Origin of the sequence: Arcobacter sp. s6 (assembly GCF_040884245.1) — a bacterium.
Taxonomy (GTDB): Bacteria; Campylobacterota; Campylobacteria; order Campylobacterales; family Arcobacteraceae; genus Aliarcobacter.
Window position 1 is genome coordinate 20,142 of record NZ_JBEVTN010000007.1, and the last position, 14,201, is coordinate 34,342.

The following is a 14,201-nucleotide window of genomic DNA, read 5'->3' on the forward strand; positions in this document are numbered from 1 at the left end:
TTCATTTTTTGAAATTTTTTGTTAAATTCTTTTTTCCCACTCTAGTGCTGTTTTACAGATGAGTTCTAGGTCGTTGTATTTTGGTGTCCAGTTCATTTTTGTTTTGATTTTTGTGTTGTCTGATATTAGAACTGCTGGATCTCCAATTCTTCTTTTTTCTATATCTACTTTGAAGTCTATGTTTGATACTTTTTTTACAGCTTCTACTACTTCTTTTACAGAGTATCCATAACCATATCCACAGTTAAATATATCTGATGGATTTGTCTCTAGGTATTTCAAAGCTTGTATATGAGCATCTGCTAAATCACATACATGAATATAGTCTCTTATACAAGTTCCATCTTCTGTATCATAGTCATCACCGAAGATTTTGATAGAGTCTCTTTTTCCTAAGGCTGTTTTTACAACTAGTGGTATTAGGTGAGTTTCTGGATCGTGATTTTCTCCCACTTTTCCATCTATATCAGCACCTGCTACGTTGAAGTATCTCAAAATAACATATTTGAAGTTTGCATTTATACTAGCTACATCTTTGATAATAGATTCTGAAAATAGTTTTGATGAACCATATGGGTTTATAGGATCTTTTGCTAGATCTTCTTTTATAGGAATATTTTCACTTGTTACATCGCCATAAACAGCAGCAGTAGAAGAGAAGATAAACTTTTCTACACCATAATCAGATGCTACTTTTACTAGATTTGTAGTGTTTATTGTGTTGTTGCTATAGTACTTGATAGGATTTGTCATAGACTCAGCTACTTGTGAAAATGCTGCGAAATGAATGATCTCTTTTATATCATTTTCTTTGAAGATCTCTTCTACTTTTTCCCATTGGCTTAAGTCTTGATTATAAAACTTGATTCTTTTGTTTGTAGAGTCTAGTTTTTTGAGAGTATCTATAGTGTTTTGAAAACCTGTAGAAAGATTGTCAATGATGATGATTTCATAGTCTGTTTGTTCTAGTAGTTGTTTTACAACATGACTTCCTATGTAGCCTGCTGCTCCTGTTACTAGTATTTGCATAATTTTCCTTTGTTATTGGTTTATTTGTCATTTGTTATGGCTTGGTAGCCACCTGTTTTTGGTGAACCTATGAATTTTATTTTATTGTCATATACTTTTATTTGTAGATTTGATGTATTTGTATAGTCTCTATGTACTAAGGCATTTATCACAGCTTCTCTTAGTGCATTGTAAGGGTATTCTAGTTTTTCTCTTGAATTATCATCAAGACCTATATAAAGATTACCTCCATCTGTATTTGCAAAGGCGCAAATAGTTTTTAGATATTCATCTTTCCATATTTGTTTGAATTCTATAGTTTGTGATTCTGTCATTTTTACACTAACTTATATTTCATAATCTTTTTTGATTTCTTTTTTTATATCTTCTTTAAGTTCTTCTATGATTTCTTCTTTTGCTATTTTCTTTTCTTTTAGTTCTTTGTTTTCTTGTTTTATTCTTGCGTATTTTTTTCTTAGTCTTGCATCTTTTGCTCTTCTTTTTGCTCTTGGGTCAAATAGGTTGAAAAATATTGAGAATAGTAGGAAAAATATTAGAAGATTTAGTGCATCATTTTGATGATGTAGTTGTAAAAACATACAAGAAAAAACAAGTTGGATAGATAGTAGCATTTTAACAGTAAATGCCTTATCTTGTTTGATATTGTTTAGTATATGGTGTAGGTGATTTTTATCAGCTGTAAAAGGTGACATTCCCCTTTGGATTCTTCTTCTAAATACAACAAGAGTATCTAGTATAGGAACAGCTGCTAAAAATAGTATAGATACGGGATTTATATAATTTAGAGCTTTTATACTTAGTATTGCTATGATAAAACCTAAAAGAAGTGAACCACTATCTCCCATAAATACCTTTGCAGGATGCCAGTTCAGCACTAAAAAAGCTAAAACAACAGAGATCAAAATAGCACTCCATACCATCAAAGTATTGTCTTGATAGATAAAACCTATTATGAAAATAGCACTTAGAATAATAGTAGAAATAGATCCAGCCAATCCATCTAAACCATCACTTAGATTCACAGCATTTGTAAAAGCAACAATCGCGAAGATAGTAAATGGAAGTGCAAGATATCCAAGATTTAAAGATACATTGAAAAATGTCCCGATATTTGTTATTTGATATCCATTGAAATAAACTATTACAGAAGCTACGATTATGAAGATAAGCTTTTGCTTAGGACTGATATCAAATCTATCATCAAGAACACCACAAATATAGATCAAAAATATTGCAAATAGTGTATATTTTATCTCTGTAAAATTTTGAAAATCGTATATAAAGACACCAAATAAAAAGATAAGACCAAAAACCATTCCAGCACCACGAGGTGTAATTTTTTTATGAGAACTTCTACTATTAGGGATATCAACTAGTGATAATTTGGGAGCAAGAGTTATAAACCGTCTAATAGCAAAATATGTAATAATAAATAAAATTATGCAAGTGATTAGCAAAGATGTCATGAAGTTTTTATCCTAAGATGTTTTTTTTGGAAGTAAGTATACAATATTTTTTCTTATTTTAAGTTACAAATTGGTTACTTAGTATGCAATTTTGTTATTAAAAGTAGTCTGTTTTAAAAATAAACAACAAATGAAAAAAATATAATCAAATAATATTGATTTTTATCTTTTTTTCTAATACAATACGCAAAAGGTAGAGAAAAGGAAACATAATGAAAATTAAAAAGATAACGTATAGTCTAAGTGCATTAGCATTTTTAATGTCGTCATTAAACGCTACGACTGTTAAAAATGTGGTTGAACACACTCTTCAATCAAACCAGGATATTGTTTCAAAATCAATAAACAACGATGCTTATAAAAAATATATAGATGAGCAAGAAGGTGGATACTATCCAAAGCTTGACCTAACTGCATATTTAGGTAGAAAAAATGTTGATGAAACTGCAAGTTCAACAACTACAGAATCAGATATCACTACAAACGGTGGAAACGCTCAACTAGACCTAGAACAAATGTTATACGATGGAAATCTAACTTCAAGTTCAGTAGAAGAAGCAAAAGCTAGATACGCATCAAACAAATTAAAAAATTCAAATGATATAGAAAATATCGTTTATGATAGTATCTCTGCATATCTAAATGTATTGAAATTTGATGAAAGAATCAAAATATCTCAAGAGAATATAGCTATTCATGAAGATTATCTTGCGATTGCAAATCAAACTGAGAGAATAAATGGTGAAATCTTAGATAAAGTTCAATCAAAAGCAAAAATCCATGCAGCAAAAAGTAATCTTTTTGAAGAAAAAAACAGCCAAGCAGCTGCAAAAAGTTCATTTATCAAAAACGTAGGTATGAGCATAGATTCAAATATCTGTCGACCTATAATTGATGAGTCAAAAATACCAGCAAATCTAGAAGTTCTACAAAAAATGGCTTTAGAAAACAACTTTACTATTTTAGAGCAAATTGAAAATATCAAAGAACAAGAAGCAACAATAGCAGTAGAAAAATCAGCATTTCTTCCAACTTTGAAATTCAAACTTCAAGGTATATATGACAAAGATTATATTGATGAAGATTTAAGAACAAATGCATACAGCGGAAAACTAGAACTAAAATACAATATCTTCAATGGTATGGTAAATAAAAACAGAACTCAAAAAGAAGAGTTATTTCTAAAAGAAGCACAAGCAAAACTTGATGTGGTTACAAAATCTGTTTTAGATGAATTAGCAGTTGCTTATGAGACTTATGAAACTTCAAAAAAACAAATTGTTGAGTTAAAACAGTTTATAGAAGAAAACAAACAAATCATTTCTATTTATAAAGATCAGTTTGATGCAGGAACTAGAAACTTCATCGACGTTCTAAACGTAGAAGGTGACTTATACAACTCAAAAGCAACTTTAATAAACACAGAATACAATATGATAACAGCATATTATAAGATTCTAAAAGCAACTTCATCACTAGAAAGTACAGTTTTAAACTCTAACGATCAAGTATGTGGAGCAGTAGTAACAAAAGCTAAATCAAATGCAAAAGCAGCAAATGATACATCAGTATCTGATCTTTTAGCAGAAGATACATCTATGAAATCAGGAGCAGTTCAAGTAAACACAGTATCACCATCAACTGTTTCAAATGAATATGCACTATTATTAGCATCTTATAAAGACCAAGCTTATGCAAATAAAATATTAAATTCAGTATCATCATCTTTACAAAACAATGTTAAAGCAAAAATAGTATCAAACTCAAATGGTACACAATCAGTAGCTTTATACAATATTGATGGTTTACAAAATGCACTTGCACTTAAAAAACAATTTGCAGGACAATTCCCTCAAGCGTACTATATAAAAAAGAAATAATTAGGATAAATATTGGATAAATCAAATCAAGTAGATTTAAACAACGATTTTGAAAATATAAAGGAACAAAGAAAAGAAGATACTCTTTTAGAGTCTCTTCTTTTTTTATCAAAGTACCATAAAAGAACTGCATCAGCAGAATCTCTAATCGCAGGTTTAGCTATATACAACTCTCTTATGACACCTTCTATGTTTGAAAAATCTGCAAAAAGAATAGGTCTTATCACAAAAGCTGTAAGTAGAAAACTCTCTGCTATAGATAACTTAGCACTCCCTGCTGTTATGCTTTTGAACAACAATAAAGCGTGCGTAGTTTTAAATATAAACTTCAAAACAAATCAAGCAATTCTTATCATGCCCCATGTAAGTACAGAAACTCAAATCACCCTTAGTATCGAAGAACTAGAAAAACTATACACTGGAAATCTTTTTATAATAAAACCAGCATATAACTTCGAAAATAGAGTAGATAAAGATGTGGAAGTAGAAGATACAAAAAAATGGTTCTGGCGAACTATGCAAAAAAACCTAGGTATTTATAAGCTAGTTATAATTGCAGCCATTTTGATAAATATCTTTGTAATATTTGTACCATTATTTACTATGAATGTATATGATAGGGTTTTACCAAACAAAGCTGTTGATACCTTATGGGTTTTATTATCAGGGATTGTATTTGTACTAATTTTTGATTTTATTCTAAAGCTAATACGAGCATATTTTATAGAACAAGCTGGAAAACGAGCAGATATTAGAATGTCAAGTAAGATTTTTGATCAGCTTTTAAATATAAAACTAGATGCAAAACCATCATCAACAGGTATGTTTGTAAGTAGGCTTCAATCCTTTGAAAGTGTAAGAGAGTTTTTTACAACTGCTACGATTACTGCATTTGTTGATTTACCTTTTGTGATATTTTTTATAGGAATTATATTTTATATTGGTGGACCTTTGGGTTATGTTTCATTGGCTACTATGTTCATAGCTATTACTTTTTCATGGTTTATGCAAAAGCCTATTAAAAAGACTATTTTAAACGCAGCAAAAGAAGATCAGATAAAACAAACAGTTTTAACAGAAACTGTAACAGGTTTAGAAATCATCAAAAGCGTAAGAGCACAAAATCGTATGAGAACACATTGGGAAAGATCTATTTCTCAAACTTCATACTATGGAAACAAGTCTCACTATCTATCTCAAATAGTTTCTTATTTTGTAGGATTTATCTCACAACTATCAGGAATAGTAATAGTTGCAGGTGGAGTAATACTAGCAACTGAGGGAACAGTTACCATGGGAGCAATCATTGCAGCTATGATGTTAAATAGTAGAGTAATAGGACCTGTTTCACAAATAGCAGGAATGATTATAAGACTAGATAGAACACTTCTTTCTCTAAATAACATAGATGAAATTATGAAAATGCCAGTTGAGAGAGAACGAAATCAAAAATATCTAAGCCGACCAAACTTAGATGGAGATATAGTTTTCAAAGATGTGAATTTTGCATATAAAGATCAAAAATTTGATGTTTTAAAAAATATAAATTTAACTATCAAAAAAGGTGAAAGAGTAGGAATCATAGGAAAAATTGGTTCAGGAAAATCAACTTTAGGAAAACTTCTTATAAATTTATATGAACCATCAAAAGGTTCAGTTCTAGTAGATAATACAGATATAAGACAAATCGATCCAGTTGATTTAAGAAGATCAGTTGGATATGTTCCACAAGAGCCGTTTTTGTTTATGGGAAGTATCAAAGATAATATCACTATAGGTGAGCAGTTTGCAACAGATGAGCAGATTTTAAGAGCAGCTCAAATAGCAGGTGTTCATGACTTCCTAGGAAAACATGAAAAAGGATATGATCTAATAGTAGGTGAGAGAGGTGAAGGGCTTTCAGGTGGAGAGAGACAATCAGTTACTCTAGCACGAGCTATTTTATCAGATCCAAATATCTTACTACTTGATGAGCCTACAAATATGATGGATGAATTATCTGAAAGTATATTTAAGAAAAAAGTTCAAACAATAGTAAAAGATAAAACAGTTATCATAATAACACATAAGCCATCACTTCTATCAATTGTAGATAGACTAATAGTAATAGAAGATGGGAAAATAGTAGCAGATGGACCAAAAGAGAAAGTTGTAGCAGCTTTTGGAACAAAAACATCAGCAAATACAACTACAACACAAACAATAGCAAAAAGAGTAACAAATGAGTAGTGGTGAAGATTTAAACTTTGTAAATATTTTGCATTCACAAAAAAATGCAAAAATTGACTCAAAAGTATTATTACTATTTTTTGCAATTTTGGTATTTTTTTTAGGAGCTTTTCTTTGGGCATATTTTTCTGAAATAGATGAGCTTACAAGAGGTGAGGGTAAGGTTATCCCATCTGAAAAAATAAAAACTATCCAAAGTTTAGATGGTGGGATTATTTCAGAAATACTTATAAAAGAGGGAGCTATCATAAAAGAAGGTCAGCCTTTGATGAAAATAGATACAACAAGGGTTGAAGCTTCTTTAGAAGAAAACAAGCAAACTTATTATCATCTTTTAGTAACAAAGGCCAGATTAGAGTTAGAATCTAAACTAGACTTAGAAGAAGAGCTTCCTGAGATAAAATATAGTGATGAGGTATTATCAAATGCAAGAGTATTTGCAATGAATGACAGAAAACTTTTTGCTTCAAGAATGGAAGAGCTAAACAGTACAATCAAAACATTTAAAATACAGCTAAAACAAAAAGAACAAGAGATAAATGAGCTAAATAGTAAGGCAACTCAACTAAAAATAAGTATATCACTTGTTAGAGAAGAAACAAAAACTATGGAGCAATTAGTAGCACGTCAATCAAAATCAAAGGTTGATTTACTAAAAATAAAAAGAGAACTAGCTACCCTAGAAGGTGAACTGCAAGGAACATACGCTTCAATTCCAAGAGCTAAGTTTGCCATAGAAGAAGCACAAAATAAAATAGTAGAAAAACTAAAAATATTTAAATCAGAAGCATCAAATGAACTTCAAAAAATAAATACAGAAATCAAAAAATATGAGTCAAAACTAGTAGCAGATGAAGACAAACTAGACAAAACAGTTCTTATCTCCCCTGTTGATGGAATCATAAAACAGATAAATGTAAACACAATAGGTGGAGTTGTAAAATCAGGAATGGACCTAATAGAAATTGTTCCACAAAGTGATATTTTATTAGTAGAAGCAAAAATTGATCCAAAAGATATAGCATTTATAAATCCACAACAAAGAGCAATAGTAAAAATCACAGCCTATGACTTTTCTATTTATGGTGGACTTGAAGGTAAAATCGTAGAAATATCAGCAGATAGTATCGAAGAAAAAGATAGTAAAGATAAGACAAGTTATTATAAGGTTGTTATTAAAACTGAGCAAAATTATCTAGAAAAAGATAAGCAAAAACTACCAATCATTCCAGGAATGGTAACAACTGTAGATATAGTAACAGGGAAAAAATCTATCTTAGATTTCTTATTAAAACCTATATTAAAAACAAAAGCAAACGCACTTCACGAAAGATAATCCTATATCAGGATTATCTTTTTTTAAATCAATATAAATTATTTTGATTCTTTAATCTCAATAGAAACAATTTTATCTTTTTGTTCAATTGAATCTAAAGCTTTAAAGCTATCTGCATCACCATCTTCGATTTCTCCAAAAACAGTATGACCACCATCTAAGTGAGGACAAGAAACAAAACAAATAAAGAATTGACTTCCACCTGTATTTGGTCCTGCGTGAGCCATTGATAAGCTTCCTTTTTTGTGAACTTGTTTTTCAGCTTTTGTTTCACAAGGAATAGTCCAACCAGGACCACCCATTCCAGAACCTTGTGGACAACCACCTTGTGCCATAAATCCTGGAATTACTCTATGGAAATTTAACCCATTATAAAAACCATCATTTGCAAGAGTTGCAAAGTTTGATACTGCTATTGGAGTTTCTGCATTGAATAGTTTAATCCAAATCACACCTTTTTCTGTAGTGATTTTTGCATAAGCAAATTTTGCTAATTCTTCTTTTGAATAATTATATTCTTTCATTTCTTTTTTTGATCCAAACATCTATATCCTTTTATATTAATATTAATCTTTTTCAAGGAAGCTACCTTCTTTAGGCATTACTTCACCAGGAATTATACCTTCTTTAGGTGACAAATAGTTTAATTTTACTAAGTTCTGAACTATTTCTTTAAAAACAGGTACAGCAGACCAAGAAGCATAATAGTAGTACCAATACTTTCCAGTTGAGTTAGGATTCATAACAGTAACTCCTATTGTATATGAGTTTCCTTTGTCATCATTTACAAATCCAAAAAATGAAGAGATATATTTTTTAAGATATTTTCCACCTCTTGCTATTTGAGCTGTTCCTGTTTTCCCACCGATTTCTAAACCTTCTATTCTAGCAGCTCGTCCAGTTCCCTCTTCAACAGTTCGAACTAAAAGCTTTTTCATCAAATCTGCTGTTTGCTTAGAAACAATCTTCTCAGGTTTATCATCATATGGTTTATATTTTGTATTATCATAAGTAAGATGTGAAACGATATGTGGTGTTATCATATTTCCGTCATTATTAAAAGTAGTATAGGCTTTTAATAGTTGTATAAAAGTAGAAGTCATACCTTGACCAAAAGAAACTGTAGCTTTAAAAACGTTATCTCTTTTATCTTTATCTCCCGCTGAAAACTGCCAGATTTTTGGCATAACACCTTTTTTTTCATAGGGTAAATCAATACCTGTTTTTCTAGTAAATCCATATCTTTTCATACCTTCAAAAAACTCAGGACCTGTAAGTCTTTGTGCGATTTGTAGTGTTCCGATATTTGATGAAAACATAACAATATCATCAAGAGTTAGAGTGTTTTTTCTAAATTGGTGGTCATCTTTGATGGTAAATCGTCCTATTTTATAGGCACCTTTGGGATACTCACCAGCTGCATCTTTACCACCTACATTATATGCAGGAAAGATTTCATTTTTTTTCACTAGATTTTTGTCAATTGCTAAAGATATTGAAAGTGGTTTGATAACAGATCCAGGTTCAAACTGATATTCTATTGCGTTTACATTTAGTGAGGGGATATCTTCTTTTCTGATTTTCTCAGGATTAAATCTATTTGAAGAAGCCATTGTGATGATTTTTCCTGTTTTACTTTCCATTACAGAAACTATAATCTCATCTGCTGTTAATTTTTCTTTATATACATCAAGGGTCATTTCAATATTTTTTTGAAGTTTTAGAGGAATATTTAGATTTAAAGTAGCTCCATCTATTCTTTTTCTGATAATAGAATTTTTATCAAAAGAGATATATGAAAGTACATCTCTATCACCTTCTAGAACTCCATCTTTTGATTGATTTAAAACTTTGTTATAGTTTCTTTCAAGTCCTTTTATACCATTTACTTTTGTTTTCCCTGATTCTGATTCAAACTTTGAAATATACCCAACAACAGGAGTTAAAGTATCTTCATAAGAAAAAGTTCTTTTTTCACCACTTTCACTTATTGTAAGTCCTCTTAGGATTTTATTTCCATTTATTTGTCTACTTTTGAAAACATCAAGTTGGATTAGTTTAAAAGCTAACTCTTTTAGATTTTTTGCAGATCTTGAGTTTATTCCATATGATAAGATTAGGTTTCCAGGAGTTTTTTCTCCCTCTTTTAATCTCTCTTCTAACTCTTTATAATCAACATTGCTATAAATAGAAAATAGATTTAAAAATAATTCTCTTTTTGCAGGATCTAAGTATCTTGTATCAATAGATGCTTTATATAACTTTTTTGAAGATGCGATTTTAAAATTATCTTCGCTTACTATATCTCCACGTACTGCTAGTTCATTTTTTTCACTTCTTAGAGAAGGTAAATGTCTATTTTCAGCTATAGTTCTAAAAACTGAAATCATTAAAATAGTAAGACATAAAAAAATTAGAGAAAATAATATTACTATTTTTTTTGTTTTGTCAATCTTTTCGATATTTTTTGAAGGCATATTTATCCATATTATTATATAATGAGAAATGTATTTTAACAAAACTAAGATTAAATCAAATAACAATCATGTAAATAATAATAAAGCAGACTATCCACTGTTTATATTGGTGTCATTATTAATAATCATAAGTATAGTTTTTTCATACTCTTTGACTATATATACAGTGGAATTTTTTGGGTACGATGAATTTCATTTTTTTATAAGGCAAGGAGGTATTGGAATCGTTGCTATATTGATAATGTGGTGGTTTTCCCTACAAGACCCTGATAAAATAGTGGAAAAAGTTGGTATGACTTTATTTATTACATTTTTTTTACTTATGATAGTAATGCCCTTTTTACCAGCATCTTTGGTTACAGCTTCGGGGGGAGCTAATAGATGGATTAGGTTACCTGGTATTTCACTATCACCTGTAGAGTTTTTCAAAATTGGGTTTATATATTTCTTATCATGGTCTTTCCATAGAAAAGTTTTATCAAAACCAAAGAAAATTGGGCTTAAAGATGAAATAGTACTTTTATCTCCATATTTTTTGACATTTTTTGTTGTTGTATTTATTATCGCATTTTTACAAAAAGATTTAGGTCAAGTAGTTCTTTTAGGAATTATATTAGTAGTATTACTTATATTTGCAAATAGATCTTTTAAAATATTCATAGCACTTGGTGGTATTGCACTTATGGGTTTAGTAGGACTTATTATTGCAGCACCACATAGGATAAATAGGATTCACTCATGGTGGGCGATGGTTCAAGATGGTATTTTATCAGTACTTCCAGCTTGGGTAGAACCATATTTAAGAATCGATGAATTGCCTGAACCTTATCAAGTATCTCACTCTTTAAATGCTATTCATAACGGTGGCTTTTTTGGTCAAGGTGTGGCTTTGGGAGATATTAAAGTAGGATTTTTATCAGAAGTTCATACGGACTTTGTATTAGCAGGTATAACCGAAGAAATAGGATTATTTGGTTTGATGGGTTTAACTTCAATTATGTTTATGATTATATGGAGAATATTTAAAATAAGTAGAAGAGTTGATAATCCAATTTATCATCTATTCACACTTGGAATCGCCTTGATGATTATAATTGCATTTTTGATCAACTCTTATGGAATATCAGGGATGATTCCTATTAAAGGTATTGCAGTTCCACTTTTATCTTATGGTGGATCTTCCCTTATTTCTATGGCTATTTCCATAGGATTAGTTTTATCAATAAGTAGAGCTGTAAAAGATGAAGTAAAAGTAAAACAAGAAGTAAAAGTAAAAGAAGATGTTAGAAAAAGGGTTATGCGTAAATGAGTAAAACAGTAGTAGTTACAGGTGGTGGAACAGGAGGGCATTTAAAAGTAGCAGATGCTTTTATTGAAGAGTTTCATCATAAAGGAATCAATGTTATTTTTATTGGTTCATCAAATGGCCAAGATAGAGCTTGGTTTGAACATGATACCAGACTTAAAGAAGCAATTTTCTTAGACACAAGAGGTGTTGTAAATAAAAGTGGTTTTGCAAAGATTTTATCTTTAGGAAATATTTTTTCTAAAACTTTATATTGCTTAGGTTTGTATTTTAAATATGATATTAAAACTGTAGTTTCAGTTGGTGGATTTTCAGCAGCAGCTGCAACCTTTGCATCTATTTTAAAGCCAAAATGCAAGTTATATATCCATGAACAAAATTCAAAAATGGGTAAGTTAAATCAAATCACAACAAAATTTGCTACAGAGGTATTTTCTTCATTTGATGAGAATTCAAGAATAAAAGACTATCCCGTTGCAAAAGAGTTTTTTCTAACAGCAAGAGTTAGAGAAAAAGTAAAAACAATCGCTTTTTTTGGTGGTTCTCAAGGTGCAGTTATAATCAATGATTTTGCACTAAAAGTTGCTCCTAGATTAAATGAAATGGGAATAAAAATCATTCACCAAACTGGAAAAAATGACTTTGAAAGAGTTGCTAATGAATATAATAAATTAAATATTCAAGCAGATGTTTTTGATTTCTCAAGAAAAATTCCTCAAAAAATGTCAAAGGCAGATTTTGCAGTAAGTAGGGCAGGTGCTTCAACTTTATGGGAGTTGTGTGCAAATCATTTACCAACTTTTTTTATTCCATATAAACATGCAGCCGCTGATCATCAGTATTACAATGCAAAAGTTTTACTAGACAAAGGTTTGTGTTTTTTAAAAAGAGAAGAAGAGTTAAGTGAAGATAGTTTTTTTGAAGCTATAAATTCAGATATTCATAAAATTAGCATTGAACTAATAAGCTCTATTAATTCAAATGCTATTTCACAAATAGTTAATATTATATTAGAAGATAATAAGTAATAAAATTCCAAAAATTATTCTATAAATTCCAAAAGCTACAAAAGTAAAGTTTTCAAGGAATTTAAGGAATAGTTTAATAGCTAAAAAAGCCACTATAAAAGAAACCACAAAACCAACAGCTAGATTTAAAAAGTTTCCACCTACAAGTATTTCTTCGTGGTGTTTTAATAAATCATATCCCGTAGTTGCACACATAACAGGAAAAGCTAAAAGAAAAGAAAACTCAGCACTTGTTTTTCTATTAAGTCCAACAAGCATAGCTCCTATGATACTAGATCCTGCTCTACTAGTTCCTGGAATTAGTGCAAAAATCTGAGCAAAACCGATCCAAGCTGCTTGTTTATAAGTAACATCTTCCACATCTAAAGTATGAGTTTCATTCTCTTTATAAAATTTCTCTACAATTAAAAACACAATTCCACCAACAATAAACATGATAGCCACTATTTCAATAGAAAACATAGCCTTAACTTGTTTTGAAAAAATAAATCCTATTATTGCAATTGGTAAAAAAGCAACTAATACTTTTGTCCATAAATTGATATGTGCAAAAGTAAACTTTGAAGGGTAGTTTAAAATAACAGCTAAAATAGCTGCAAATTGAATAATAACTTCATAGGCTTTATTTATACTTGTTTGTTCAATCCCTAAAAATTCACTAGCAACTATTAAGTGTCCTGTTGAAGAAATAGGTAAAAACTCTGTAATCCCTTCCACTATACCTAATATTGCCGAATCAAATACGGTCATTTTAATCCTTTTTGTTTTGTTAAGTCTAAAAATAGCTTTAAACTTCTTTTTTCTTTTAGGCCGAGATTATAGTCAATTTTCTTTAAATAAAGGGTTATATTATTTTTAGAAACACCAGATCTTTTTGAATATTGCTCTAAAATATATTGAGGAATCTTTATATGATTTTTATTGAAGTTTTTTGTAAGTTTACTTAGTGCTATTTTATTTGAGTTATAACAAAGAACTGCAAATACAAAAGGAAGCTTGTATTTGTCTTTCCAATATTTTGCAAGATCAATTTTTTCTACATCTTTATTTTCATGATAAAACTTAAGTGCCTTATCCCCTATTATTACTTTTCCCTCAAGTTCTAAAACTTTTGCAAGGGCATTTGAAGTTTGAGATTGGAAGTCATTTTGACTCTCTCCTGGAATCAATAAAACAGATAACACATCATTTTTAGCAACAATACCAAAATCCAAGAATTTTTCATTTCGTGAAGCAATTGATGATATAAAAGCACTATCTACTTTTCTAGTTTTAAATTTATGATTTATATACGATGGATAAGATTTTTTGTACTCTATTATTGATTTTAATTGAGTTGATTTTATATTTTTTTTTATAAAGATATGAAAAGGTAATAAATTTATAAAATCTATTTTTGCAAATATCATTAAATATTTGTCCTTATTATGTTAAAATTTTCTCGCTATAA

The 14,201-nt window shown here is 29.7% G+C and carries 12 protein-coding genes; 5 read left to right on the forward strand and 7 right to left on the reverse strand.

Going from position 1 to position 14,201, the window contains the following annotated elements; genetic code table 11:
• Positions 1-21 precede the first annotated feature (21 nt).
• The 3 genes from galE to ABVS04_RS05290 are packed head-to-tail and all read right to left on the reverse strand — an operon-like array spanning position 22 to position 2,495.
• Positions 22-1,029 carry a UDP-glucose 4-epimerase GalE gene (gene galE / locus ABVS04_RS05280; RefSeq protein WP_368029626.1) on the reverse strand — a complete coding sequence of 336 codons (1,008 nt, stop codon included), beginning with the start codon at positions 1,027-1,029 and terminating at the stop codon, positions 22-24.
• A gap of 20 nt (positions 1,030-1,049) precedes the next feature.
• Entirely contained in the window at positions 1,050-1,343 is a 294-nt protein-coding gene (locus ABVS04_RS05285; RefSeq protein ID WP_368029627.1) for a helix-turn-helix domain-containing protein, read from the reverse strand.
• A 12-nt stretch (positions 1,344-1,355) separates the two neighbouring features.
• Positions 1,356-2,495, reverse strand: a complete 1,140-nt coding sequence (locus tag ABVS04_RS05290) for a glycosyltransferase family 4 protein (RefSeq protein ID WP_368029628.1) — start codon at positions 2,493-2,495, stop codon at positions 1,356-1,358.
• A 212-nt stretch (positions 2,496-2,707) separates the two neighbouring features.
• Between ABVS04_RS05290 and ABVS04_RS05295 the strand changes: the two genes are divergently transcribed.
• From ABVS04_RS05295 to ABVS04_RS05305, 3 genes are read left to right on the forward strand one after another with little or no spacing between them, the layout of a single operon-like run.
• On the forward strand, positions 2,708-4,375 hold the full coding sequence (locus ABVS04_RS05295; protein WP_368029629.1) for a TolC family protein: 1,668 nt from the start codon (positions 2,708-2,710) through the stop codon (positions 4,373-4,375).
• A 12-nt stretch (positions 4,376-4,387) separates the two neighbouring features.
• Positions 4,388-6,604: a type I secretion system permease/ATPase gene (locus ABVS04_RS05300; RefSeq protein WP_368029630.1), complete on the forward strand. Its 2,217-nt coding sequence runs from the start codon at positions 4,388-4,390 to the stop codon at positions 6,602-6,604.
• Positions 6,597-7,940, forward strand: coding sequence for an HlyD family type I secretion periplasmic adaptor subunit (locus ABVS04_RS05305; RefSeq protein WP_368029631.1), 1,344 nt, complete (start codon positions 6,597-6,599; stop codon positions 7,938-7,940). The genes ABVS04_RS05300 and ABVS04_RS05305 overlap by 8 nt, the downstream gene beginning before the upstream one ends.
• Positions 7,941-7,978: 38 nt before the next feature.
• Here the strand turns inward: ABVS04_RS05305 and ABVS04_RS05310 are convergent, their stop codons facing one another.
• Both ABVS04_RS05310 and ABVS04_RS05315 read right to left on the reverse strand, forming a co-directional pair.
• Positions 7,979-8,485 (reverse strand): peptidylprolyl isomerase, encoded by a 507-nt coding sequence (locus ABVS04_RS05310; protein WP_368029632.1) that lies wholly within the window; start codon positions 8,483-8,485, stop codon positions 7,979-7,981.
• 21 nt (positions 8,486-8,506) lie between these two features.
• Positions 8,507-10,417: a peptidoglycan D,D-transpeptidase FtsI family protein gene (locus ABVS04_RS05315; RefSeq protein ID WP_368029633.1), complete on the reverse strand. Its 1,911-nt coding sequence runs from the start codon at positions 10,415-10,417 to the stop codon at positions 8,507-8,509.
• Positions 10,418-10,445: 28 nt separating this feature from the next.
• Here ABVS04_RS05315 and ABVS04_RS05320 point away from each other — a divergent pair, with 28 nt between their 5' ends.
• A complete protein-coding gene (locus ABVS04_RS05320) occupies positions 10,446-11,726 on the forward strand; it encodes an FtsW/RodA/SpoVE family cell cycle protein (RefSeq protein ID WP_368029634.1) in 1,281 nt (426 codons plus the stop codon).
• Positions 11,723-12,751, forward strand: a complete 1,029-nt coding sequence (locus tag ABVS04_RS05325; RefSeq protein WP_368029635.1) for a UDP-N-acetylglucosamine--N-acetylmuramyl-(pentapeptide) pyrophosphoryl-undecaprenol N-acetylglucosamine transferase — start codon at positions 11,723-11,725, stop codon at positions 12,749-12,751. The genes ABVS04_RS05320 and ABVS04_RS05325 overlap by 4 nt, the downstream gene beginning before the upstream one ends.
• On the opposite strand, the gene ABVS04_RS05330 is transcribed toward ABVS04_RS05325, so the two are convergent.
• Complete coding sequence (locus ABVS04_RS05330; protein WP_368029636.1) at positions 12,734-13,501, reverse strand: undecaprenyl-diphosphate phosphatase; 768 nt, start codon at positions 13,499-13,501, stop codon at positions 12,734-12,736. The genes ABVS04_RS05325 and ABVS04_RS05330 overlap by 18 nt on opposite strands.
• Positions 13,498-14,160 carry an MqnA/MqnD/SBP family protein gene (locus ABVS04_RS05335; protein ID WP_368029637.1) on the reverse strand — a complete coding sequence of 221 codons (663 nt, stop codon included), beginning with the start codon at positions 14,158-14,160 and terminating at the stop codon, positions 13,498-13,500. Before ABVS04_RS05335 ends, ABVS04_RS05330 begins: the two co-directional genes overlap by 4 nt.
• Between the last annotated feature and the right edge of the window lie 41 nt (positions 14,161-14,201).

Coding starts and splice junctions, on each gene's coding strand:
- ABVS04_RS05315 (WP_368029633.1), bottom strand. CDS start 10,417: ATGCCTTCAAAAAATATCGAAAAGATTGACAAAACAAAAAAAATAGTA.
- ABVS04_RS05320 (WP_368029634.1), top strand. CDS start 10,446: ATGTATTTTAACAAAACTAAGATTAAATCAAATAACAATCATGTAAAT.
- ABVS04_RS05335 (WP_368029637.1), bottom strand. CDS start 14,160: ATGATATTTGCAAAAATAGATTTTATAAATTTATTACCTTTTCATATC.
- ABVS04_RS05290 (WP_368029628.1), bottom strand. CDS start 2,495: ATGACATCTTTGCTAATCACTTGCATAATTTTATTTATTATTACATAT.
- ABVS04_RS05310 (WP_368029632.1), bottom strand. CDS start 8,485: ATGTTTGGATCAAAAAAAGAAATGAAAGAATATAATTATTCAAAAGAA.
- ABVS04_RS05305 (WP_368029631.1), top strand. CDS start 6,597: ATGAGTAGTGGTGAAGATTTAAACTTTGTAAATATTTTGCATTCACAA.
- ABVS04_RS05330 (WP_368029636.1), bottom strand. CDS start 13,501: ATGACCGTATTTGATTCGGCAATATTAGGTATAGTGGAAGGGATTACA.
- galE (WP_368029626.1), bottom strand. CDS start 1,029: ATGCAAATACTAGTAACAGGAGCAGCAGGCTACATAGGAAGTCATGTT.
- ABVS04_RS05325 (WP_368029635.1), top strand. CDS start 11,723: ATGAGTAAAACAGTAGTAGTTACAGGTGGTGGAACAGGAGGGCATTTA.
- ABVS04_RS05285 (WP_368029627.1), bottom strand. CDS start 1,343: ATGACAGAATCACAAACTATAGAATTCAAACAAATATGGAAAGATGAA.
- ABVS04_RS05295 (WP_368029629.1), top strand. CDS start 2,708: ATGAAAATTAAAAAGATAACGTATAGTCTAAGTGCATTAGCATTTTTA.